This window comes from Rossellomorea sp. NPDC077527 (assembly GCF_044542955.1).
Lineage (GTDB): Bacteria > Bacillota > Bacilli > Bacillales > Bacillaceae_B > Rossellomorea > Rossellomorea aquimaris_E.
In genome coordinates this window covers 394163-416484 of sequence record NZ_JBITVL010000002.1, presented here as the reverse complement: position 1 = coordinate 416484, position 22322 = coordinate 394163, and the positions used below count along the sequence as shown (strand labels likewise).

General features: G+C 43.6%; 18 protein-coding genes and 1 other annotated feature. Of the genes, 16 read left to right on the top strand and 2 right to left on the bottom strand.

The annotated features are described in order from the left end of the window. Positions 1 to 21 precede the first annotated feature (21 nt). From lon to ACIGG7_RS07295, 5 genes are all read left to right on the top strand, one after another. Positions 22 to 2346 carry an endopeptidase La gene (lon, locus tag ACIGG7_RS07315; RefSeq protein ID WP_397549282.1) on the top strand — a complete coding sequence of 775 codons (2325 nt, stop codon included), beginning with the start codon at positions 22 to 24 and terminating at the stop codon, positions 2344 to 2346. Beyond that, positions 2343 to 2927 (top strand): ribosome biogenesis GTP-binding protein YihA/YsxC, encoded by a 585-nt coding sequence (gene yihA / locus ACIGG7_RS07310; protein WP_224939959.1) that lies wholly within the window; start codon positions 2343 to 2345, stop codon positions 2925 to 2927. Before lon ends, yihA begins: the two co-directional genes overlap by 4 nt. Positions 2928 to 3387: 460 nt before the next feature. Further along, on the top strand, positions 3388 to 4170 hold the full coding sequence (locus ACIGG7_RS07305) for a transporter substrate-binding domain-containing protein (protein ID WP_224939960.1): 783 nt from the start codon (positions 3388 to 3390) through the stop codon (positions 4168 to 4170). A gap of 84 nt (positions 4171 to 4254) precedes the next feature. Continuing rightward, a complete protein-coding gene (locus tag ACIGG7_RS07300; RefSeq protein WP_219166796.1) occupies positions 4255 to 4902 on the top strand; it encodes an amino acid ABC transporter permease in 648 nt (215 codons plus the stop codon). A 22-nt stretch (positions 4903 to 4924) separates the two neighbouring features. Next, positions 4925 to 5659 carry an amino acid ABC transporter ATP-binding protein gene (locus tag ACIGG7_RS07295; RefSeq protein WP_318246397.1) on the top strand — a complete coding sequence of 245 codons (735 nt, stop codon included), beginning with the start codon at positions 4925 to 4927 and terminating at the stop codon, positions 5657 to 5659. Between the two features lie 49 nt (positions 5660 to 5708). Here the strand turns inward: ACIGG7_RS07295 and ACIGG7_RS07290 are convergent, their stop codons facing one another. Continuing rightward, entirely contained in the window at positions 5709 to 6194 is a 486-nt protein-coding gene (locus ACIGG7_RS07290) for a LiaI-LiaF-like domain-containing protein (RefSeq protein ID WP_224939961.1), read from the bottom strand. Between the two features lie 399 nt (positions 6195 to 6593). Here ACIGG7_RS07290 and hemA point away from each other — a divergent pair, with 399 nt between their 5' ends. The 8 genes from hemA (at position 6594) to ysxE (ending at position 15609) form a co-directional block, all read left to right on the top strand. Further along, on the top strand, positions 6594 to 7946 hold the full coding sequence (gene hemA, locus ACIGG7_RS07285; RefSeq protein WP_397549281.1) for a glutamyl-tRNA reductase: 1353 nt from the start codon (positions 6594 to 6596) through the stop codon (positions 7944 to 7946). A 15-nt stretch (positions 7947 to 7961) separates the two neighbouring features. Continuing rightward, positions 7962 to 8795, top strand: a complete 834-nt coding sequence (gene ccsA / locus ACIGG7_RS07280) for a cytochrome c biogenesis protein CcsA (RefSeq protein WP_224939963.1) — start codon at positions 7962 to 7964, stop codon at positions 8793 to 8795. Between the two features lie 17 nt (positions 8796 to 8812). Further along, complete coding sequence (gene hemC, locus ACIGG7_RS07275; protein WP_224939964.1) at positions 8813 to 9745, top strand: hydroxymethylbilane synthase; 933 nt, start codon at positions 8813 to 8815, stop codon at positions 9743 to 9745. Further along, positions 9745 to 10527, top strand: a complete 783-nt coding sequence (locus ACIGG7_RS07270) for a uroporphyrinogen-III synthase (RefSeq protein WP_397549280.1) — start codon at positions 9745 to 9747, stop codon at positions 10525 to 10527. The genes hemC and ACIGG7_RS07270 overlap by 1 nt, the downstream gene beginning before the upstream one ends. A gap of 26 nt (positions 10528 to 10553) precedes the next feature. After that, positions 10554 to 11528, top strand: a complete 975-nt coding sequence (gene hemB / locus ACIGG7_RS07265; protein WP_397549279.1) for a porphobilinogen synthase — start codon at positions 10554 to 10556, stop codon at positions 11526 to 11528. Between the two features lie 55 nt (positions 11529 to 11583). Further along, on the top strand, positions 11584 to 12876 hold the full coding sequence (gene hemL, locus ACIGG7_RS07260; RefSeq protein WP_397549278.1) for a glutamate-1-semialdehyde 2,1-aminomutase: 1293 nt from the start codon (positions 11584 to 11586) through the stop codon (positions 12874 to 12876). A gap of 354 nt (positions 12877 to 13230) precedes the next feature. Next, entirely contained in the window at positions 13231 to 14433 is a 1203-nt protein-coding gene (spoVID, locus tag ACIGG7_RS07255) for a stage VI sporulation protein D (protein ID WP_397549277.1), read from the top strand. Positions 14434 to 14571: 138 nt separating this feature from the next. Next, the gene (gene ysxE / locus ACIGG7_RS07250) at positions 14572 to 15609 is read left to right on the top strand and encodes a spore coat protein YsxE (protein WP_397549276.1); all 1038 of its coding nucleotides are present in this window, start codon (positions 14572 to 14574) and stop codon (positions 15607 to 15609) included. Positions 15610 to 15644: 35 nt separating this feature from the next. On the opposite strand, the gene ACIGG7_RS07245 is transcribed toward ysxE, so the two are convergent. After that, positions 15645 to 15833: a hypothetical protein gene (locus ACIGG7_RS07245; protein ID WP_034760497.1), complete on the bottom strand. Its 189-nt coding sequence runs from the start codon at positions 15831 to 15833 to the stop codon at positions 15645 to 15647. 164 nt (positions 15834 to 15997) lie between these two features. Then, positions 15998 to 16224, top strand: a binding site (T-box leader). 66 nt (positions 16225 to 16290) lie between these two features. Between ACIGG7_RS07245 and ACIGG7_RS07240 the strand changes: the two genes are divergently transcribed. From ACIGG7_RS07240 to ACIGG7_RS07230, 3 genes are all read left to right on the top strand, one after another. Continuing rightward, positions 16291 to 18942 carry a valine--tRNA ligase gene (locus ACIGG7_RS07240; protein WP_224939970.1) on the top strand — a complete coding sequence of 884 codons (2652 nt, stop codon included), beginning with the start codon at positions 16291 to 16293 and terminating at the stop codon, positions 18940 to 18942. Positions 18943 to 19063: 121 nt separating this feature from the next. Continuing rightward, entirely contained in the window at positions 19064 to 20386 is a 1323-nt protein-coding gene (locus ACIGG7_RS07235) for a bifunctional folylpolyglutamate synthase/dihydrofolate synthase (RefSeq protein ID WP_483880680.1), read from the top strand. A gap of 109 nt (positions 20387 to 20495) precedes the next feature. After that, positions 20496 to 22208, top strand: a complete 1713-nt coding sequence (locus ACIGG7_RS07230; RefSeq protein ID WP_397549274.1) for a sensor domain-containing diguanylate cyclase — start codon at positions 20496 to 20498, stop codon at positions 22206 to 22208. Positions 22209 to 22322: the final 114 nt, after the last annotated feature.

Here is a 22322-nt window from a genome sequence, read left to right as displayed (position 1 = left end):
CATAATCCGGAGGTGTTATATGTGACAAAACAAAATAATTTAACGGTTCCCCTCCTTCCATTAAGAGGCTTACTTGTGTATCCAACAATGGTCTTGCACTTAGATGTTGGACGTGAGCGCTCCGTTCAAGCTTTAGAAAAAGCTATGATGGATGATCATTTAATTTTCTTAACGACTCAAAGAGATATGAACATAGATGAGCCTACCCAGGAAGATTTCTATGAAATGGGAACCCTCACGAAGGTTAAGCAGATGCTTAAACTTCCTAATGGTACCATTAGGGTACTGGTAGAGGGATTGAACCGGGCGTCGATCACCTCATTCACCGAGGAAAAAGAATTCTATGAAGTATCGGTGAAGGAATTTCATGATTCCCAAGAGAAGGAATCGGAAACTGATGCCTTAATGAGAACGTTATTGAACTATTTCGAACAATACATAAAGCTATCCAAAAAGGTTTCAGCTGAAACCTATTCGACTGTTTCTGATATCGAAGAACCAGGGAGGCTCGCGGACATCGTAGCGTCTCACCTGCCCCTTAAAATGAAGGAAAAGCAGAACGTCCTGGAAACACTTGATATTAAGAAGCGTCTTCAAATGGTGATCGAAACGATCAATAATGAAAAAGAAGTGCTGAGCTTAGAGAAAAAAATCGGCCAGCGTGTAAAGCGTTCAATGGAAAGAACCCAAAAAGAATACTATCTGCGTGAGCAAATGAAAGCCATTCAAAAAGAGCTAGGCGATAAAGAAGGAAAGACCGGAGAAATTGAAGATCTGACGTTGAAGATCGAGCAAGCCGACATGCCGGAAGATGTGGAACATACGGCATTAAAAGAGCTCGCCCGTTATGAGAAAGTGCCTTCAAGCTCAGCTGAAAGCTCCGTGATCAGAAACTATATCGAATGGCTTGTATCCTTACCGTGGTCCACTGAAACAGAAGATCAATTGGACATCAAACGCTCTGAACAGATTTTGAACCGTGACCACTACGGACTTGAAAAGGTAAAAGAACGAGTTCTTGAATACCTGGCTGTTCAGCAATTGACTCAATCGCTAAAAGGACCGATCCTGTGTCTTGCCGGACCTCCAGGGGTAGGGAAAACAAGTCTTGCCCGTTCCGTAGCTGAATCACTGGGCCGGAATTTTGTCCGCATTTCACTCGGAGGCGTTCGAGATGAGTCGGAAATCAGGGGGCATAGGCGTACGTATGTAGGTGCCATGCCTGGAAGAATTATTCGCGGCATGAAAAAAGCAGGAACCATCAATCCTGTTTTCCTACTCGATGAAATCGACAAAATGTCCTCGGACTTCAGGGGAGACCCTTCCTCAGCTATGCTCGAGGTACTCGATCCAGAACAGAATTCGAACTTCAGCGATCACTATATCGAGGAGACTTACGACTTATCAAAGGTCATGTTCATTGCCACGGCAAATGATTTATCGACCATTCCGGGACCATTGAGAGACAGAATGGAAATCATTACGATTGCCGGATATACAGAACTTGAAAAGTTGAATATCGCCAAGCATCATTTATTGGAGAAACAAATCAAAGATCACGGTCTGACGAAATCGAAGCTTCAAGTAAGAGACGAGGCCATCGTTGATATCGTCCGTTACTATACAAGGGAAGCCGGTGTGAGGAGCCTCGAGCGCCAGCTTGCAGCCCTATGCCGAAAGACGGCGAAGATCATTGTCTCAGGCGATAAGAAGCGCGTAGTGATTACGTCAAGCAATATTGAAGAGTTCCTGGGTAAGAAGAAATTCCGTTACGGGCAGGCAGAAGTGGAAAATCAAGTCGGTGTATCAACAGGTCTTGCCTATACTACAGTCGGTGGGGATACCCTGCAGATCGAGGTTTCCCTTGCACCAGGTAAAGGAAAGCTTGTCCTGACTGGAAAATTAGGGGATGTCATGAAGGAATCGGCTCAGACTGCCTTTAGTTACGTACGCTCGAAGGCGAAGGCGCTAGGCATTGACGAGTCTTTCCATGAGAAATATGATATTCACATCCATGTTCCGGAAGGTGCAGTCCCGAAAGACGGACCATCAGCCGGTATTACCATCACAACGGCTCTCGTATCAGCGTTGACTGGGAAATACGTGAACCGTGAAGTGGGGATGACGGGTGAGATGACCCTGAGAGGAAGAGTCCTTCCAATCGGAGGAGTGAAAGAAAAAACATTAAGTGCTCATCGTGCCGGAATTAAAACGATCATCCTTCCGAAAGATAATGAAAAGGATATCGAGGACATTCCTGAAAGTGTAAGGGGAGAATTAACGTTCATTCTTGTCTCCCACATCGATGAAGTCTTAGAGAAAGCATTAGTAGGTGAAAAGAAGTGAAAGTAAATCAAGTTGAGTTAGTCATCAGTGCAGTCAGGCCAGAACAATATCCTGGCGATTATCTTCCAGAGTTTGCCTTGGCTGGACGCTCGAACGTAGGGAAATCTTCGTTCATCAATAAAATGATCGGTCGCAAGAGCATGGCAAGGATTTCTTCCAAGCCGGGTAAAACCCAGACGCTGAATTTTTATAAAATAGAGGAGACTCTCTATTATGTCGATGTTCCTGGTTACGGATTTGCCAAAGTGTCAAAAACAGAACGTGAAGCATGGGGGAAGATGATTGAAACGTATATCACTTCCCGTGAACAGCTAAGGGCGGTCATCATGATCGTAGATCTGCGCCACCCTCCAACGAATGATGATGTCATGATGTATGATTTCCTCAAGCATCACGAGCTGCCTTGTATCGTCATTGCCACTAAAGCCGATAAGATTCCGAAAGGCAAATGGCAGAAACACCTGAAAGTCACAAGAGAAACATTGAATATGGACAGTGAAGATGACCTTATTATGTTCTCTTCCGAAACGGGCCTTGGGAAAGACAAAGCCTGGGACGCGATCAAGTCTTTCTATAAATAAGTATTAAAAAGAACCGTTCTCCGCATGAGTGGAGAACGGTTCTTTTCGTTGCAAACAATATTGCTTCAATGGGGCGGATAGTGGGTGATTTCTGCTTCCACTCACCCTCCACCACACTCTCGTTCACAGAGCGTTAATAATAAATGTAACAACACTCAACAAAGAAAAAGTTTTTAATATTACTAAATAATGACAGCAACTGAAAACAGGAATGTAGTCTGAAAGAAGGAATACCGAAGTCCGTATAAGGTTCATGGACCTATATCGTCCAAGCATATGAAAGGAAATGAAAGGATAGGGACGCATATCTATCAATATCAAAGCTGAATTCGTTTCATCCACTAAAATGGAAAATTATAAGCTGCAGAAGCTCTATTTGAATTTTGAGAATTTTCTCTTTTGTTGATAAAATTATGAAAGATTAAAAATATTACAAGCTACATAAGGGGGACTCTAGACAGTGAAGAATTGGAAAAGCCTAGTCTTGCTAGTACTTGCTGCACTTCTTCTATCCGCTTGCGGAGACAAAGCCACAACAGAAAGTGGTGCGAAGTTAGTGGAGGAAGGCAAATTCGTTTATGCAGCTTCAGGTGAATTTAAGCCATTTAGTGTAACGAATAATGATGGAACCATGTCTGGTTTCGATATTGAAGTGGCAGAAGCTGTTGCCAAAGAAATGGGTCTTGAACCCGAACAGAAGAAATTTAAATTCGCAGGAATTGTAGAAGGTGTGAAATCCGGACGATTCGACGCCGCGGTAGCCAGTCATACGATCACGGAAGATCGTTTGAAAGAAGTGGACTTCTCAACTCCTTACTACTATTCTGGACCACAGATTTTTGTTCGTAAAGACAGCGATGTAGAAACGCTGGACGATTTGAAGGATATGGAAATTGCCGTTTCAAAAGGTTCTACCTATGCGGACACAGCAAAGGAAGTAACGGATAAGATCCAGGCGTATGATAGTGATGTTGTAGCCCTTGAGGCGTTAAATAAAGGGAAGCATGATGCCGTCATCACAGATTTTATCACAGGGAAAGAAGCGATTGCTTCTGGACTCGACATTGAAGCTCGTGAACTGATCGGCCGCAGTGAACAGGCAATCGCTGTAAGTAAAGACAATGAAGCACTGCTTAAAGAAGTCAATAAAGCTCTTGAATCATTAAGAGAAGACGGTACATTAAAGAAAATCAGTGAAAAATATTTCAATACAGACATTACATCAGATCCCGAGAAAGAGTAAAGCAGCATGACACAGAGCGAATGTGCTTCTATGCGCATTCGCTTTTTGTCTTAACGGGGAACTAAAACGAACGGAGGGAAGCTCATGCACTTTTTAGAAACCTTTGCCGGTACATATGATGTTTTTCTTAAAGGGATGTTGTTAACATTCCAGTTGACTTTTGTTTCGATCCTGATTGCGATTGTGATCGGTTTGTTCTTCGCTTTCCTAAAGATATCAGGGATCAAACCTTTGTCTCTTCTAGCGGATTTATACATTTTCGTTGTAAGGGGTACGCCATTGATCGTTCAGATCTTCATATTCTATTTCGGTTTGACTTCATTGAATATATCAGGCTTCTGGTCTGTCGTCATGGGGCTTGCTTTCCATAATGGGGCTTACATTGCAGAGATTTTCCGCGGTGCCATTCAATCCATTGATAAGGGACAGATGGAAGCGGGCCGTTCCCTTGGGATGTCTTTGGGGCTTTCCATGAGAAGGATCATCCTGCCTCAGGCATTCAGGCGAGCCCTGCCGCCCCTTGGAAACCAGTTCATCATTGCTTTGAAGGATTCGTCCCTTGCTTCCTTCATCGGAATGTTCGAATTGTTCAGCGTGGCGACGACACTCGGATCGAATAACTTTGATTATATGACATACCTGCTTGTTGTAGCGATCTACTACCTGGTTCTTGTATTACTATTCTCGACGATCGTCAATATTATCGAAAAACGTATGTCTATCAGTGATTAAGAATGATGCGGGAGGGATGAGAATGAGTCAGGAAATGATTAAAGTAGAGAAATTAAATAAATCCTTTGGTGATTTGCATGTATTGAAGGATATTGATATCAGTGTAAGAGAAAGTGACGTTGTTTGCCTCATCGGAGCCAGTGGATCAGGAAAGAGTACATTGCTCCGCTGTCTTAACTTCCTTGAACTGAAAGATAATGGGAGGGTTGTCATCGAAGGTGATGAAGTCAATCAGGATACCCATGATCTGAACAAAATCCGTCAAAAGGTAGGAATGGTATTCCAGCATTTTTACCTCTTCCCTCACAAAACCGTTTTGGAAAATGTGATGGAGGCACCGGTTTATGTAAAAGGGATGTCAAAAGCGGATGCAAAGAAAGATGCGCAAAAACTGTTGAAGAAAGTCGGCCTTGGGGATAAAGAGGGAGTGTACCCTTCTAAGCTGTCAGGTGGACAGAAGCAGCGTGTGGCCATCGCAAGGGCTCTTGCCATGAAGCCGGATATCATGCTGTTTGATGAGCCTACTTCGGCCCTGGATCCTGAATTGGTGGGTGAGGTCCTCGCAACCATGAAGGAGCTTGCCTTAGAAGGGATGACGATGGTCGTCGTGACCCACGAAATGGGCTTTGCCCGTGAAGTAGCCGATTGGGTCGTCTATATGCATGATGGCCGCATCGTAGAAGTAGGGCCTCCGCAGGAGCTGTTCCATTCACCAAAAGAGCAGCGGACGAAAGAGTTTTTAGACTCGGTACTCTAATAGACACGAGAAAAGCCCGGATGACGTTCCGGGCTTTTTTTCGTATGGGTTACTTTTTCCTTACAAACAATAGATAGACACCGATAGCGATGATGACGATCGGCCAGAATTCCCAGGCCGTCCCTACACTTCCCTCGATAAAGCCTAACCAGCGCACTACTTTATCATAGAAAAGGAGAATGATAGAGAGCGTCAAAAAGAGCACCCCTTGAAATAAGCCTGCCCGAGTTTTCTGGTATCTCAGCAGGAATCCCAGTGCGATGATAAGAATGAATGTCCCCATATGATCCGGCCAGATATCTAGCTTATTGACAACATGAAAGTGTAAGCCGAATCCTACAAGAATTGTACCTGGAAGGATGGCTTCATAATCCCTTGCTCCATACCCCTGACCAAGAAAGGCAAGTCCGACAATGATCAGCAGAGTGGGCCATGTGAAAAATTCCTGAAACAATACTATATTTGCTTGCTGTAGATAAAAATAAGCCCCAAAGCCAATTAATATGATCCCCGGGAAAATTCGTTGTTGTTTCATACTCTTCCTCCTGAACAATAGTGAAAATAAGGATTGAATCCTATTTTTTAAGGGAAAAAGACACATACTATACTAAACGGATCCCTATATGACGATAAATAGTGAGAAACCTTTCCATTACTTGATTCTTTAGGCTTGTTTTGGTACCCTACATTAGTAGGGAATGTCGAAATATAAGAGATTTCTTGAGAAATGAAAATGCTTACAAGCGTTTTTCTTTCTTCCTCTTAAATGTAATGATGAAATGAATGTTTAGCAAGTCCCGTAAGAAGCAGTAGTTTCTACCCTTTTAATGTATCATATTTAGGTTTCATTTTCTGTTCACATTTCGGGGTCAGGCTCTTATTCGGACATGTTATAATAAAAGTAATGATTTTACTTGGGGGTGTAGTGCATAGCATGTATACAATAGTCGTTGGTATAAATTACAAAACGGCCCCTGTAGAGATTCGCGAACGTTTATCTTTCAATGAAACTGATCTTCCTTTAGCAATGAAAGCATTAAAGGAAAAGAAAAGCATTCTTGAAAATGTGATTGTTTCTACATGTAATCGGACGGAAGTTTATGCGGTAGTTGATCAGCTTCATACAGGTCGTTATTATATTAAAGATTTTTTATCTCAATGGTTTGATATAGATAAAGAGGAGTTCACACCTTATTTGTTCATTTATGAACAGGAAGGGGCAGTCGAACACCTTTTTAAAGTTGCATGTGGATTGAACTCCATGGTTCTCGGGGAAACCCAGATCCTTGGACAAATCCGCTCGAGTTTCCTGAATGCTCAGGAATCAGGGGCGACTGGTACAGTCTTCAACCACCTGTTCAAACAAGCAGTGACGGTTGCGAAGAAAGGCCACTCTGAAACAGAGATCGGCTCAAATGCGGTATCTGTCAGCTATGCAGCAGTTGAATTGGCCAAGAAAGTCTTTGGAAGCCTGGATAAAAAGCACGTCCTTATCCTTGGAGCTGGTAAAATGGGGGAACTTGCCATCCAGAACCTTCATGGCAGCGGAGCCACCAAGGTGACGGTGATCAACCGCACATATGAAAAGGCACAAACCCTTGCAGAGCGTTTCAGTGGAAATGCGAAGACGATGCAGGAGCTTCAATGTGCCCTGGTGGAAGCCGATATCATGATCAGCTCAACAGGTGCAAAGGATTTTGTCATCACGAAAGAAATGATGGCCCATGTCGAAAGCATGAGAAAGGGTCGTCCCCTTTTCATGGTGGACATTGCCGTGCCAAGGGACTTAGATCCAGCCATTGGTCAGCTTGAAAGTGTATTCCTTTATGATATCGATGATTTGGAAGGAATCGTCCAGGCAAATTTGGCTGAACGGAAAAAAGCGGCTGAGCAGATCGAACTCTTGATTGAAGCTGAAATAGTTGCATTTAAAGAATGGCTGAATATGCTGGGCGTGGTTCCTGTCATTTCTGCCTTAAGACAAAAAGCACTGTCCATTCAGGCGGACACAATGGAAAGCATTGAACGGAAAATGCCTGATTTGACAGACCGTGAACGTAAAGTGTTGAATAAGCACACGAAGAGTATTATCAATCAGTTATTAAAGGATCCGATCCTGCAGGCGAAGGAATTTGCCGGGCTTCCGGATGCTGATGATAAATTGGACTTATTCATCAACATTTTTAACATTGAACAACAAGTGCTAGAGCAGAAACAACTGAAAGCAGCCAACGAAAAGACTGAGAGCAATCATGGCTTTACACCACAACCCTCTTTTCAAGCATAAGTGAGGTTATTGTCGATGTTTGAACAAACGATGACTAGGCTGCACGAACTTATGATTGTTCTGTATGCTATTAGTATTCTCTTTTATTTTATAGATTTCTTAAACAAAAACCGGAAGGCGAATCTATTTGCCTTCTGGTTACTTGCGATTGTTTGGGTCCTTCAAACAATCTTTTTATTTCTATACATGAAGAATACCGGCAGGTTCCCTGTTCTCACCATCTTTGAGGGACTTTATTTTTACGCATGGGTTCTCATTACCCTGTCCCTTGTTATCAATCGACTGTTGAGTGTGGACTTCACCGTGTTTTTCACAAATGTACTCGGTTTCATCATTATGGCGATCCATACATTCGCCCCGGTACAGGTAGAGTCCCAGGCAATGGCAGAACAATTGGTGTCTGAATTATTATTGATTCACATTACGATGGCGATCCTGTCGTATGGTGCCTTCAGTTTATCCTTTGTGTTTTCCCTTCTTTATCTCCTGCAGTTTAAATTATTAAAGGAGAAAAAATGGGGGCAGAGGTTATGGAGGATCAGTGATTTGTCCAAGCTTGAAAAGATATCTTATATCTCTAATTCCATCGGTGTAGCGATGCTGTTGTTGAGCCTGATACTGGGGCTTCAATGGGCTTATATCAAACTGCCGGAATTTCTGTGGTATGACCCGAAAATAGTGGGATCATTCATTCTATTAATTTTATATAGCAGTTACTTATACCTTCGCATCAAAAAGAATGTATTTGGTAAATCATTAGCGTATTTGAATGTTGCAGCCTTTTTGATTATATTAATCAACTTTTTCTTAGGTAGCCGGTTGTCTTCATTTCATTTCTGGTATTCATAAGTTTTCAGGAGGTCATTATGAGAAAAATTATTGTTGGATCAAGACGAAGTAAATTAGCCCTTACCCAGACCAATTGGGTAATCGATCAATTGAAGGCACTGGACCCTTCTTTCGATTTCGAAGTGAAGGAAATTGTCACGAAAGGGGACCAGATCCTTGATGTTACCTTGTCCAAAGTGGGCGGTAAAGGGTTATTCGTAAAGGAAATTGAGCAGGCGATGCTGGATAAAGAAATCGACATGGCCGTTCACAGCATGAAGGACATGCCGGCTGTTTTACCAGAAGGACTGACCATCGGAAGCATACCGGTGCGTGAGGATCATCGTGATGCATTTATCAGTAAGAACCATGTGGCCCTTAAAGACCTTCCGAGTGGAGCGATTGTCGGAACGAGCAGTCTCAGAAGAGGGGCCCAAATCCTTTCTGTCCGTCCTGATCTAGAAATCAAATGGATTCGCGGTAACATCGATACGCGTCTTTCTAAGCTTCAAAATGAAGATTATGATGCGATCATACTGGCAGCAGCAGGGCTATCACGCATGGGATGGACGTCGGATGTTGTCACAGAATTCCTGGATCCAGACCTTTGTTTACCTGCAGTAGGTCAGGGAGCCCTGTCGATCGAGTGCAGAGCAGACGATTCTGAAGTTCTTGAGCTTCTTGGGAAATTCGCCTGTGAAGAAACGACGATTACGGTTACGGCAGAAAGAGCGTTCCTTCATAAAATGGAAGGCGGTTGTCAGGTTCCGATTGCCGGTTTTGCCGAGTTGAAGGACAATGGAGACGTTGCCTTAACCGGGCTTGTCGCTTCTCCTGATGGAAAAACGATTTACAAAGAGTACATGACTGGTAAGAATCCAAAAGAAGTTGGAGAAAAAGTAGCTGAAAGCTTAACAAAGCAAGGTGCGAAAGCCTTGATTGATCAGGTGAAAGAGGAGCTAGATCAATAATGAAGGGTAAGGGGCCTTTAGAACATGTAAAGGTTTTGATTACTCGTGGAAATGAGGGGTCCAGTGATACGGGTTCCCTCATCGAAAGCGAGGGAGGGGTGCCCATTTTGGTTCCCCTCCTTCACTTTCAGTCCCATATAGACCCGTGGGAGAATGAACTCCAAACCAGGATACATACATATGATTGGATTATTTTCACCAGCAAAAACGGCGTGAAGTTCTTTCTGGAGGCATTGGAAAGACAAGGGATCCCTTTAACATCCTACACCGGGAAGTTCGCTGCAGTCGGGAGCAAAACAGAGCAGTATTGCCATAAGTACGGAATGCCGGTTTCATTCGTACCACAGACGTTCACTGGAGACGAATTTGTCGAAGAATTCATAGCGAAAGTGAAGCCTTCTGGGCCCGTTTTGATCCCAAAAGGGAATCTTGCAAGGAATGTGGTTGCAACTGAATTACATGCATCTGGTATCGTGTGTCAGGAGTGGATTGTTTATGAAACAATCCTTCCGAAAGAAAGCATGAAGCAGTTGAAAGAAATCATTGAAACAGAACAAGTGGATATTATCACGTTCACGAGTTCATCTACGGTGCATCATTTTATGAAGGTCATCCGTCAATATTCACTCCATGAACACATCCAGGACATACCCATTGCATGTATTGGTCCAATTACAAAAAATACAGCTGAACAATACGGATTGAATGTAAAAATCTGTCCAAGCGTTTATACTGTAACTGAAATGGTGAAAGAGATGAAGTCCTTCATCTCTTCCCGCTAGACATATAACTTAGGAGGCTTTTTATTATGAAAGACCTGCAATTTAACCGTCACCGCCGCTTGCGTCAATCGGAAACGATGCGTTCGCTGGTTAGAGAGACTCATCTGCGAAAAGAAGATCTGATTTACCCATTGTTTGTCGTGGAAGGGGAAAACATCAAGAATGTCGTTCCGTCCATGCCGGGTGTTTATCATATTTCACTGGATAACCTGAAAGCTGAAATGGATGAAGTTGTTTCACTAGGGATTAAATCCATTATCCTGTTCGGTGTTCCAGCTGAAAAAGACGAACTCGGAAAACAGGCCTATCATGATCACGGAATCGTCCAGGAGGCAACACGCTTTGTGAAGGAACATTATCCTGAACTCGTTGTCATCGCCGATACATGTCTTTGTCAGTATACTAGCCATGGTCATTGTGGCATCGTCAAAGATGGAAAAGTATTGAACGACCATACGCTGGACCTTCTAGCGAAAACAGCGGTCAGCCAAGCTGAAGCCGGTGCAGATATCATTGCCCCGTCCAACATGATGGATGGATTCGTCGCGGCCATACGCCACGGCCTAGATGAAGCGGGATATCATGATGTGCCGATCATGTCTTACGCTGTGAAATATTCATCCAGCTTCTATGGTCCTTTCCGCGATGCGGCTCATTCAACGCCGCAATTCGGAGATCGCAGAACGTATCAAATGGACCCTGCGAACCGTATGGAAGCTCTAAGGGAAGCCCAGTCTGATATGGAAGAGGGAGCGGATTTCCTTATCGTGAAACCGGCCTTGTCTTATCTCGATATCATGCGCGAAGTGAAAGATCGATTCAATGCTCCTATCGTTGCATATAACGTCAGCGGGGAGTACAGCATGGTGAAGGCAGCAGCTCAAAACGGCTGGGTAAATGAACAAGAGATTGTGATGGAGAAACTGACGAGCATGAAACGTGCAGGAGCAGATCTTATCATTACGTATTTCGCAAAAGACGTAGCGAATTGGTTATCCTAATTGGTGGAAAGTTCGTATAAGGATGACTGAAAGATCACTAAAGGAGGAAACCATATTGCGTTCATATGAGAAATCGAAACAAGCATTCAAAGAAGCAGTCAAATTGATGCCAGGCGGCGTGAACAGTCCGGTCCGTGCATTCAAATCCGTCAAGATGGATCCCATCTTCATGGAAAGAGGAAAAGGATCAAAAATATACGATATCGATGGGAATGAGTACATCGACTATGTACTGTCATGGGGACCGCTGATTCTCGGTCACAGCAATGACAGGGTTGTAGAAAGTATTAAAAAAGTGGCCGAAAATGGAACAAGCTTCGGTGCACCGACAGAAATTGAAAACAAACTGGCTCAACTGGTGATTGAGCGCGTACCGAGTATCGAAGTCGTACGTATGGTGTCTTCTGGTACAGAAGCGACGATGAGTGCGCTCCGTTTGGCCCGTGGGTATACAGGTAAAAATAAAATCATAAAATTCGAAGGTTGTTACCACGGTCATGGGGACTCTTTATTGATCAAAGCAGGCTCCGGAGTAGCAACACTCGGTTTACCGGATAGCCCGGGTGTACCTGAAGGCGTGGCAAAGAACACGATCACAGTCCCTTACAATGATTTAGATAGCATCCGCTATGCGTTTGAACAGTTCGGTGATGACATCGCCGGTGTAATCGTCGAGCCGGTTGCGGGAAACATGGGCGTCGTACCTCCGCAACCCGGCTTCTTGGAAGGCCTGCGTGAGGTAACGGAAAACCATGGTGCCCTTCTGATCTTCGATGAAGTCATGACCGGTTTCCGTGTAGGATATGGGTGCGCTCAAGGCTATTACAATGTTACGCCTGACTTAACCTGCTTAGGGAAAGTGATCGGTGGGGGACTTCCTGTTGGTGCATACGGCGGGAAAGCGGAAATCATGGAAAGAATCGCGCCAAGCGGTCCGATTTATCAAGCGGGTACCCTGTCAGGGAATCCTTTGGCCATGACGGCTGGATATGAGACACTCGGTCAGCTGACTCCAGAAACATATGAAGAGTTCTCCCGTAAAGCAGATCGATTGGAGGAAGGTTTAAAGCAAGCGGCTGAAAAGCACAACATTCCTCACAGAATTAACCGTGCAGGCTCCATGATCGGTATTTTCTTCACGAATGAAGAAGTATCGAACTACGAAGGTGCCAAGTCATCGGATCTTGAGATGTTTGCTGATTACTACCGTGAAATGGCTCATGAAGGCGTATTCCTGCCTCCTTCTCAATTTGAAGGACTCTTCTTATCGACAGCCCATACGGATGACGATATTGAAAAGACCCTTCAAGCTGCAGAAAAAGCGTTTGAAAAGATTAGTAAGAAGTAATGAGGTAGCCGATCCTTTTTGAGGGGTCGGCTATTTTTTTTGGGGGAAAGTAGTGTGTATCGGTGTCGAAATTTGCAGAATGGTCGATATCGTGAAAATACGGTTGATAAAATGAAAGAACGGTCGATAAAACCATTTGAGGGTCGATAAATGGAATTAACGGTTGAAAAATCCCGATAAAAAGTTGATAAATCAAAAATCAATCTTTCATCATGGGCAACACCCGCGTTTCTAAAATACCGAAACCTCACCACAACTTTTCGTTTTCCTATCATATTCCTCCTTTCCGTTTCATAAAGTGATAATGGCATTGTTTACTATTTCTTTGTTTGGAACCTGAAAGGAGGAATTTCTTTGTCACAAGAGCAACAATCGTGCTTACGATTTTCTTTGGAAGAATCAATTTGGTTTAAAAAAGGACAGGAAGTTGAAGAATTGCTATCTATCTCCTTAGATCCTCATATAACGATACAAGAGCAAGAACAGTACGTACTTATCAGGGGGAGCCTTGACCTGACCGGTGAATATTTACCATCGTCACCCAGGGATGAAGTGGAAGATGATTTTGAAGCAAGTGGAAAGTTTGTGCAAACAGTAGAAAAGCGGGAAAAGGGTGAATATGAATTTGTTCACAGGTTCCCGGTGGATGTGACGATCCCGAAAAACAGGATTGCCAATCTAGGTGATATCGATGTGTATGTCGAGTCATTCGACTATATCGTCCCTGAAAATGCCTGCTTAAAGCTGAATGCGGATCTGACCATCACGGGAATTTACGGTGAGCAGCAAGCGCACACACCTTTTGAAACGGAATATCAAAGAGAGGAAGAATTTGAGCCTCTTTACCGGTCAAGTGCCGTCGCAGAGGTAGAGGAAGAAGTGGAAACAGAAGAAGAGGAAGATCGTGAAGAAGTGTACGAATACGAAAATTATGATGAAGATGAATTGACCACCTATGATGATGAAGAAGAAGAGGATGATGATACGGCTGACGACGAGTATCAGCCGTTCAACCTGGAAGGAAGGACTCCTCCTTCAGAGCAGGATGATGAAATTCCCGTCCAGATTCAGTATGATGCAAATCCGGCTCTCTCTTATGAAGAAGTGGATTACCGTAAAGAGAATGTATTCGAGCTACCACAGCATGAGCTGAGTGAATCTTCGGAGGAACAGCACGCTGAACCGAAGGCTGCCTATACGCCTCCACCTGCACCTAAATACAAGGAGCAGGAAGAGGAAGAAGAAGAGTCATCCTCCTCATCCTCAGCCGTTGAAGCAGAGATGGAAGAGGAAGAGGAAGAAAAGAAAAAGACCAAGAGTAAAAAGAAGTACGAATCCATTTCCTTAACGGATTTCTTTGCCCGTAAAGAAGAGGAAAAAGGGGCGACTCTCCGTGTGTGTATCGTCCAGGAAGGTGAGAACCTGGATTACATCGCCGAAAAATATGATCTGACCATCCCGCAGTTATTAAGGGTGAATCAGCTTGAAGCGAATCAGGATGTGTATGCAGGGCAGGTTCTTTATATCCCGAATAGCGAGTTTGTATTCAAGGGGTAGAGGCAAATAGCAAGGTCGTGCCCATCTTTAGGACCGGAGAAAAAGAAAACTATGAAATAAAAAAACGACGGGGCTGACACCATATTCATTGGAGTTGGTCCGTTTTTTTTAGAAAAGTAATCTTAGAAGGTGAGAGGAATGGTACAAACGCTGGAGGGATTGAAGCCTGTTTTACAGCCATATGGGGTCGAACCCCATTTTGTTGAAAGTTACGGAAGGATTTCGAAGGTTTTTTCAAATAAAGGTACTTTGGCGGTGAAGCAGCTGCCTGCACAAAACGGTGTGGACTTTGTCCGAAATGTGCAAATGCTGTTTCAGCGGGGCTATAATCGGATTGTACCGATCTATCCAACTTTGGATGGGCGCTATGCTGTGTGGAATGAAGGGGATTTGTACTATGTCATGCCCTGGCTTTTGAATCAGGAAAGAGAAGATCAATTTGAAAAGCACCAGAAGATGTTCAGGGAATTGGCCAGACTTCATACACTTTCCTCCCATGAAGTGAAAATCGATAAAGAAGAGAGGGAATCCCATTACGAGCAGTTGACATCAAGATGGGATAAAGAACAGGAATTTCTTGATGAGTACGTGGAAGCATGTGAGAAGACGACGTATATGTCCCCTTTTCAATATCATTTCTGTATGTATTATAAGGATGCCTCTCAAGCGCTGAAGTTTTCCCGGAAGATGCTTGATGAATGGTACGAGGATACGAAAGAACTGGAAAAGGTCCGGACCGTCATAACTCATGGAAAGGTTTCAACAGAGCACTTTTTATTCGATGAAAGGGGATTGGGATATTTCGTTAACTTTGAAAACTCGAAGATGGCATCCCCATTTCATGATCTTTTGCCATTTTTGTCGAGAACATTGAAAACCTACCCAAAATATTATGAAGAGTGCATTGAATGGCTCAACACCTACTTTCAGCATTTCACCGTGCGGAATGAAGAACGGCTCCTGTTCATGAGTTATCTCGCTTATCCCAGCTCGGTCATTTCCGTAGTGGAGAAATATTTTCATACTCCGAAGGATAAGAGGAATGAACTGAAGTCACTCAAGAAGCTGCAACGCCACTATTGGCTCTTGAAAAATACTGAATATGTGGTGATGCGACTGGACGAAATGGAAAAACAAAAGCAGGAGCAGGCTGCGCAGGCGGCTGAATCAGAATAAAAAAAGAACTGACGAATTCACATGTCGTCAGTTCTTTAAATCCAGTCGAAATAAATGGCAAGACCGATACCGATGAACAGGGTCAACAGGAGGACATCAAAAGTGGTTGGTAAGAGAATGGTGCGGATCCCTTGAAAGATGGTAAAAGGAATGATGAATTGTTTACATATTAATCGGGCATTCCCCATCCATTTCTGTAAGGTGTACTGGTTGATTTTTTTCATAATCGTCCACTCACTTTCCTGGGTGTATTCACTACTTTATCTTATGAATGAAGGATGGAATGGTGCCTATGTATAGGCGAAATGAATATTTTTCAACAAAATGGCCAATAATGATTGACGAAAGTTTATCTTTTCCTATACTATAATGAATAAATGAATAATCACGAAAAGCAATGAACAGGAAGAGTACATTGATCCTTACTTTCAGAGAGGAAAATCGTTTGCTGAGAGATTTTCTACGATAAGTCAATGGAAGGTCGCCTGAAGAGCTGCTTCTATGAATGTCAGTAGTAGAAGCCGGTTAAAAGCCGTTACATCCGTCGAGAGTTCAGGAGAAGTAGGTCTCCTGAGAAAAAAGGTGGTACCGCGAATGGAATCCTTCGTCCTTTTCATAGGACGGGGGATTTTTTTATTGTTTTTAGAAATGTGTGCTTAGTATGAGATAGGAGGAATTTACATGGAAACACAAGATCAACAGTTAGCAATGCCAACAAAATATGATCCAAATGCCATTGAACAAGGCAGATACAAATGGTGGCTAGAAGGAAAGTTCTTCGAAGCGACGAATGATAAGGAGAAAGAGCCGTACACCATCGTTATTCCACCACCAAACGTAACGGGGAAACTTCATCTTGGTCATGCCTGGGATACAGCCCTTCAGGATATCCTGACAAGAATGAAGCGGATGCAGGGGTACGATGTCCTTTGGTTACCTGGAATGGACCATGCAGGAATTGCAACACAAGCGAAAGTAGATGAAAAACTTCGCAACCAGGGGATTTCACGTTATGACCTCGGTCGTGAGAAATTCGTGGAAGAAACATGGAAATGGAAAGAGGAATACGCCGAGCACATTCGGCAGCAATGGGCAAAAGTCGGACTTGGCCTTGATTACAGCCGCGAACGCTTCACTCTAGATGAAGGATTATCGGATGCGGTACAGAAGGTTTTCATCGATCTTTATAACAAAGGTTTAATCTACCGCGGTGAATATATCATCAACTGGGACCCTGCGACGAAAACGGCCCTGTCGGATATCGAAGTTATTCATAAAGATGTTCAAGGCGCTTTCTATCACATGAGATATCCACTCACAGATGGAAGTGGACACATTGAAATCGCCACAACCCGCCCGGAAACGATGCTCGGAGATACGGCGGTTGCGGTACATCCTGAAGACGATCGTTACAAGCACCTGATTGGGAAAAAAGTTACCCTTCCAATCGTAGGACGTGAAATACCGATTGTTGGTGACGATTATGTGGATATGGAATTCGGTTCCGGAGCGGTGAAAATCACACCAGCCCATGACCCGAATGACTTTGAAATCGGAAACCGCCATAATCTTGAACGCATCTTAGTCATGAACGAAGATGGAACGATGAACGAGAAGGCGGACAAATATAATGGAATGGACCGTTTTGACTGTCGCAAACAAATCGTGAAAGATCTCCAAGATGCGGGTGTATTGTTCAAGATTGAAGAACATATGCATTCGGTTGGGCATTCGGAGCGTAGTGGGGCAGTGGTTGAGCCTTATCTTTCTACTCAATGGTTCGTTAAGATGGATACATTGGCAGAAGAAGCGGTTAAACTTCAAGAAGGTGAAAACAAAGTTAACTTTGTTCCTGACCGCTTTGAAACCTCCTACTTACGCTGGATGGAAAACACGCGTGACTGGTGTATATCTCGTCAACTATGGTGGGGCCACAGAATCCCTGCTTGGTATCACAATGAAACAGGTGAAATGTATGTAGGGGAAGAAGCACCGGAAGACATCGAAAACTGGACACAAGAAGAAGACGTGTTGGACACTTGGTTCAGTTCAGCATTATGGCCATTCTCAACGATGGGCTGGCCGGATTTAGACGCAGAAGACTTTAAGCGATATTATCCAACCAATACACTTGTTACAGGATATGACATCATCGGATTCTGGGTATCCCGAATGATATTCCAAGGATTAGAGTTCACTGGTGAAAGGCCATTTAAAGACGTTCTTATTCATGGTTTAGTTCGAGATGCCGATGGGCGTAAGATGAGTAAATCATTAGGAAACGGTGTAGACCCTATGGACGTCATCGAAAAATACGGTTCCGACTCCCTTCGCTACTTCCTGACAACAGGAAGTTCACCAGGGCAGGATCTGCGCTTCTCATTTGAGAAAGTGGAAAGTGTTTGGAACTTTGCAAACAAAATCTGGAACGCTTCCCGATTTGCATTGATGAACATGGATGGTATGACATACGACGAGATCGACTTATCAGGTGAAAAGTCCGTGGCGGATAAATGGATCCTCACTCGCTTGAATGAAACGATCGAAACGGTTACTCGTTTAGCGGATCGTTATGAATTCGGTGAAGTGGGTCGCCTATTATACAACTTCATCTGGGATGATTTCTGTGATTGGTACATTGAAATGGCGAAGCTTCCTCTATACGGTGAGGACGAAGCGGCGAAAAAGACGACCCGCTCGATCCTGGCGTATGTTCTCGACAACACCATGAGACTACTACATCCATTCATGCCGTTTATTACCGAGGAAATATGGCAGAACTTGCCGCATCAAGGCGAATCGATCACTGTAGCAGCATGGCCGACAGTGGACGAAAAGCTGACTGACAAAGCGGCAGCAGAAGAGATGAAGCTACTGGTTGATATCATCCGTGCCGTACGTAACGTTCGTGCAGAAGTGAATACACCAATGAGTAAGCAGATCAACTTGATGCTGAAAGCGAAAGATGCCCATACCCTTGCAATCATCGAAAAGAATCAATCGTATATCGAGAAATTCTGTAACCCTGAGAAACTTGAAATGGGTACAGAATTAGAAGCTCCTGAGAAAGCGATGACGGCAGTCGTTACGGGAGTGGATCTTTATCTTCCGCTAGAAGGGCTGATCAATATCGAGGAAGAAATCGCGCGCCTTCAAAAAGAACTCGAGAAATGGACGAAAGAAGTTTCCCGTGTTCAAGGTAAGCTAAACAACGAAAAGTTTGTCAGCAAAGCCCCTCAGAAAGTAGTCGATGAGGAAAAAGAGAAAGAAAAAGATTATTTAGAAAAACAAGCGACTGTTAAAGCAAGAATCGAAGAGCTTAAATCAGTTTAATGTGAATGTTTGAAATGTGGTAAGAAGAGGGCTGCAGAATCAGGTCTGATGGAAACGGGGGTGCAACCCCCAGACAGTCAGGCTTGATGTGGGCCCTTTTTCTAATGAAACCCGAGTGGGAGTGAAAGAATTGTTGAATTATGAATCTGCTGTCGATTGGATACACTCAAGGCTCAGACTTGGAATCAAGCCTGGTTTAATGCGGATGAATCTTCTTTTGGACGAACTGGGGAACCCCCATCGAAAACAAAAGACCGTCCATATCGGTGGAACGAACGGAAAAGGGTCCACCGTCACTTATCTGAGAAATGTGTTACAGGAAGCTGGATACACAGTAGGTACATTTACCTCTCCTTATTTTGAACGATTCAATGAACGAATCAGCATCAATGGGCATCCAGTCAGCGATGATGATTTGACACGGCTGGTAGAGAAGATCAAGCCCATTGCGGAAAATATGGAACAATCAGAATGGGGGGCACCATCTGAATTTGAAATCATTACGGCCATGAGCTTTTATTATTTTGCCGAAATGAAACCCGTTGATCTGGTCCTCTATGAGGTCGGGCTTGGGGGTAGGCTTGATTCCACGAATGTCATCACCCCCATGATCTCAGTGATCACAAGTATCGGAATGGATCATATGCAGTTTCTTGGCAACAGGATAGAAGATATCGCCTATGAAAAAGCAGGGATTATCAAACAACATGTGCCTGTCATTTCGGGAGTAAATCAACCGGAAGCAAGTAAGGTGATAGAAGAAAAAGCCTTAGAAATGGGGAGTGAATTGTTTCAATTTGGTGAGGATTTTTCTGCAGAGCGGACTGTCCTTTTGGAGAAAGGGGAAATGTTCGAGTATAGGTCCCCTTTTCAACATGATACATATGAGCTTTCCATGATCGGAACGCATCAAATCAACAATGCGGCTATCGCCATAAAGACTCTCGAGCTTCTCGAGAAAAGTAATGGATTGAAAGTAGGAACCGTAAACACTAAAGCTGGTTTGAAGAAGGCAGCCTGGCCGGGGAGAATGGAGGCTTTATCAAGCACTCGTGATATTTACATCGATGGCGCCCACAATCCAGAAGGAGTGGCTGCCCTGGTCAAGACAATTAAGGAACGCTTCCTTCATAAGAGAGTGACCGTGCTCTTCTCCGCGCTTCATGATAAAGAATTAAAACCAATGATTCATGATTTGGAAGAAGTAGTGGATTCCATTGGATTCACGACCTTTGACTTTCCCAGAGTAGCATCCGTCAAGGAACTTTATGAAGCGTCTTCTCACCCTTATAAAGCAGAAGTTGATGATTGGAAAGAGTATCTAATGAATAAAGTGCCGGTCATGCTAGATGATGAAGTTCTGCTCATAACAGGATCGCTCTACTTTTTATCTGAAGTAAAACCATATTTACTTCCTTTATTGGAAAATTACAGAAAAAAGTAAGTGACTTTATTTGGGTGCTTTGATAAAATATTCTTAAACTTGTGACTATTTAACTAGTATAGTATGATCGGACTATAATAAACGAATGAAAAACCTATGGGGGATATATATGACGTTACCGTTAAAGAAAAAGCTTTCCTTGTTGCTGGCGTGGCTGGTCGTTGTACCTGCAGGCCTGTATTTTACATTTCAATACTATCCCCCTGAAAATATTGCAGGAAATGAGCTGGAGTTTATCACATTAGTGGCATTCGCCACTTTTATCCCCCTCATGCCCATTGTAATCAACGGCGCGACCATTTTCTTCATCCAATGGGTGACCCTCGTCGGTTTCATCAAATATGGTCTGTTTATTGAGATCGTCCTCATGCAGTTTTCGATTATTCCATTACTGATCAGGCTAAGGGTGACGAAAAATGACTGGCACAGAATACCTTTAAATTCACTGATGTTCTTTTTGGTTTCACTCACCAGCGGTTTAATCTACTTTATGCTCGGCGGGGAAATCGCTCAAAGGGAACTGAGTCTACTGATCTTCCCGATCCTTTGCTATCAGGTCGTATCCATCATGATCAATCAGATCCTGCTCCTACTCTATCATCATTATGTGGCTAACAATGATGTACGGTTTTACAGTAAGGATTTTGTGTGGGATTTTACAGCGAATATGATCATGTTCCCTCTATCTCTATCACTCTATTATCTAACATTCGAACTTGGAGCCATCGCGTCCTTACTGATTGGGGTCCCATTCGTCAGTCTCTCCATCATCTTGAAGATGTATAATTCTTCGGAAAAAATCAATGAATACCTTCAAAAAGCAGGTGAAATCGGTCATCAGCTAACAGAGAGCCTGAAGGTCAAAGAAGTACTTGATATTTTTATTGAGAAAATCATTGAGACCCTGCCTGTAGAATATGCGTACATCCTTGATTGCCATGAGGAAGAATTAGTGCTTCTTCGTCGTGTCGAAAATGGAGAAATGAAATCGAATAATCTTCGCCCTCTCAAGAAAAACCAGGGAATCAGCGGTGTGGTTTGGGAAACGGGTAAATCCGTCCTGTACACTTCCCGGTCTGAATGGAACGATATCGCAGAAGGCTATATGCCGGAGGGTGTGGAAAGCGTGCTATGCGTACCCATCGTCCGAAGCCAGAAGGTGAGGGGGATTCTCCTTCTCGCTTCCTCCAAAAAGAAAGCCTATGAGAAATTCCAATTGATGATTGTCGATATCTTATGCTCCTATTTCGGGATAGCGATTGCTAATGCAAGGCATCATGAACGGACGAAGAAAAACAGTGAACGCTGTGCACTTACAGGTCTCTACAATTATCGTTACTTCGAAGACCTCCTTTCCATGGAATATAACAATCTCGAGGCCGGGAAAAGAAGGAATCTGTCACTCATCATGCTTGATTTGGACCACTTCAAAGTTATTAATGATAACTACGGTCATCAGAGCGGCAATGAAATATTGATCGAGCTCGCCGACCGCTTGCGTACATTGATCGACTCGAAAGGAACCGTTGCGAGATACGGAGGGGAAGAGTTTGTGATTCTCCTTCCCGACACCGAACGGGAAGAGGCGCTATGCATTGCAGAGTATGTCAGGAGCACGATAGCGAATCAACCTTTCACCCTGCATGACAGCCTGGACGAGTCCAATAAGAAGATGATGGTTCGCATCACGGCGAGCATCGGCGTATCCACTGCACCAGAAGATGCAGACGATACACTGGCGCTGATCCGCCATGCCGACCGGGCGCTTTATACAGGAGCGAAGCAGGCTGGAAGAAATAGGGTGGCTCAGTATGTAAAGTGAGGAAAAGGATGTCTGATATATGTTGGACATCCTTTCTTTGTAAAAATAATATGAATTGAGTATTAAGTCCTATTAAAATAAATAGAAGATTGATATAATGAAAGTATTATAGGA

Coding starts and splice junctions, on each gene's coding strand:
- ACIGG7_RS07300 (WP_219166796.1), top strand. CDS start 4,255: ATGCACTTTTTAGAAACCTTTGCCGGTACATATGATGTTTTTCTTAAA.
- ACIGG7_RS07295 (WP_318246397.1), top strand. CDS start 4,925: ATGAGTCAGGAAATGATTAAAGTAGAGAAATTAAATAAATCCTTTGGT.
- ACIGG7_RS07290 (WP_224939961.1), bottom strand. CDS start 6,194: ATGAAACAACAACGAATTTTCCCGGGGATCATATTAATTGGCTTTGGG.
- hemA (WP_397549281.1), top strand. CDS start 6,594: ATGTATACAATAGTCGTTGGTATAAATTACAAAACGGCCCCTGTAGAG.
- ccsA (WP_224939963.1), top strand. CDS start 7,962: ATGTTTGAACAAACGATGACTAGGCTGCACGAACTTATGATTGTTCTG.
- hemC (WP_224939964.1), top strand. CDS start 8,813: ATGAGAAAAATTATTGTTGGATCAAGACGAAGTAAATTAGCCCTTACC.
- ACIGG7_RS07270 (WP_397549280.1), top strand. CDS start 9,745: ATGAAGGGTAAGGGGCCTTTAGAACATGTAAAGGTTTTGATTACTCGT.
- hemB (WP_397549279.1), top strand. CDS start 10,554: ATGAAAGACCTGCAATTTAACCGTCACCGCCGCTTGCGTCAATCGGAA.
- ysxE (WP_397549276.1), top strand. CDS start 14,572: ATGGTACAAACGCTGGAGGGATTGAAGCCTGTTTTACAGCCATATGGG.
- ACIGG7_RS07245 (WP_034760497.1), bottom strand. CDS start 15,833: ATGAAAAAAATCAACCAGTACACCTTACAGAAATGGATGGGGAATGCC.
- ACIGG7_RS07240 (WP_224939970.1), top strand. CDS start 16,291: ATGGAAACACAAGATCAACAGTTAGCAATGCCAACAAAATATGATCCA.
- ACIGG7_RS07230 (WP_397549274.1), top strand. CDS start 20,496: ATGACGTTACCGTTAAAGAAAAAGCTTTCCTTGTTGCTGGCGTGGCTG.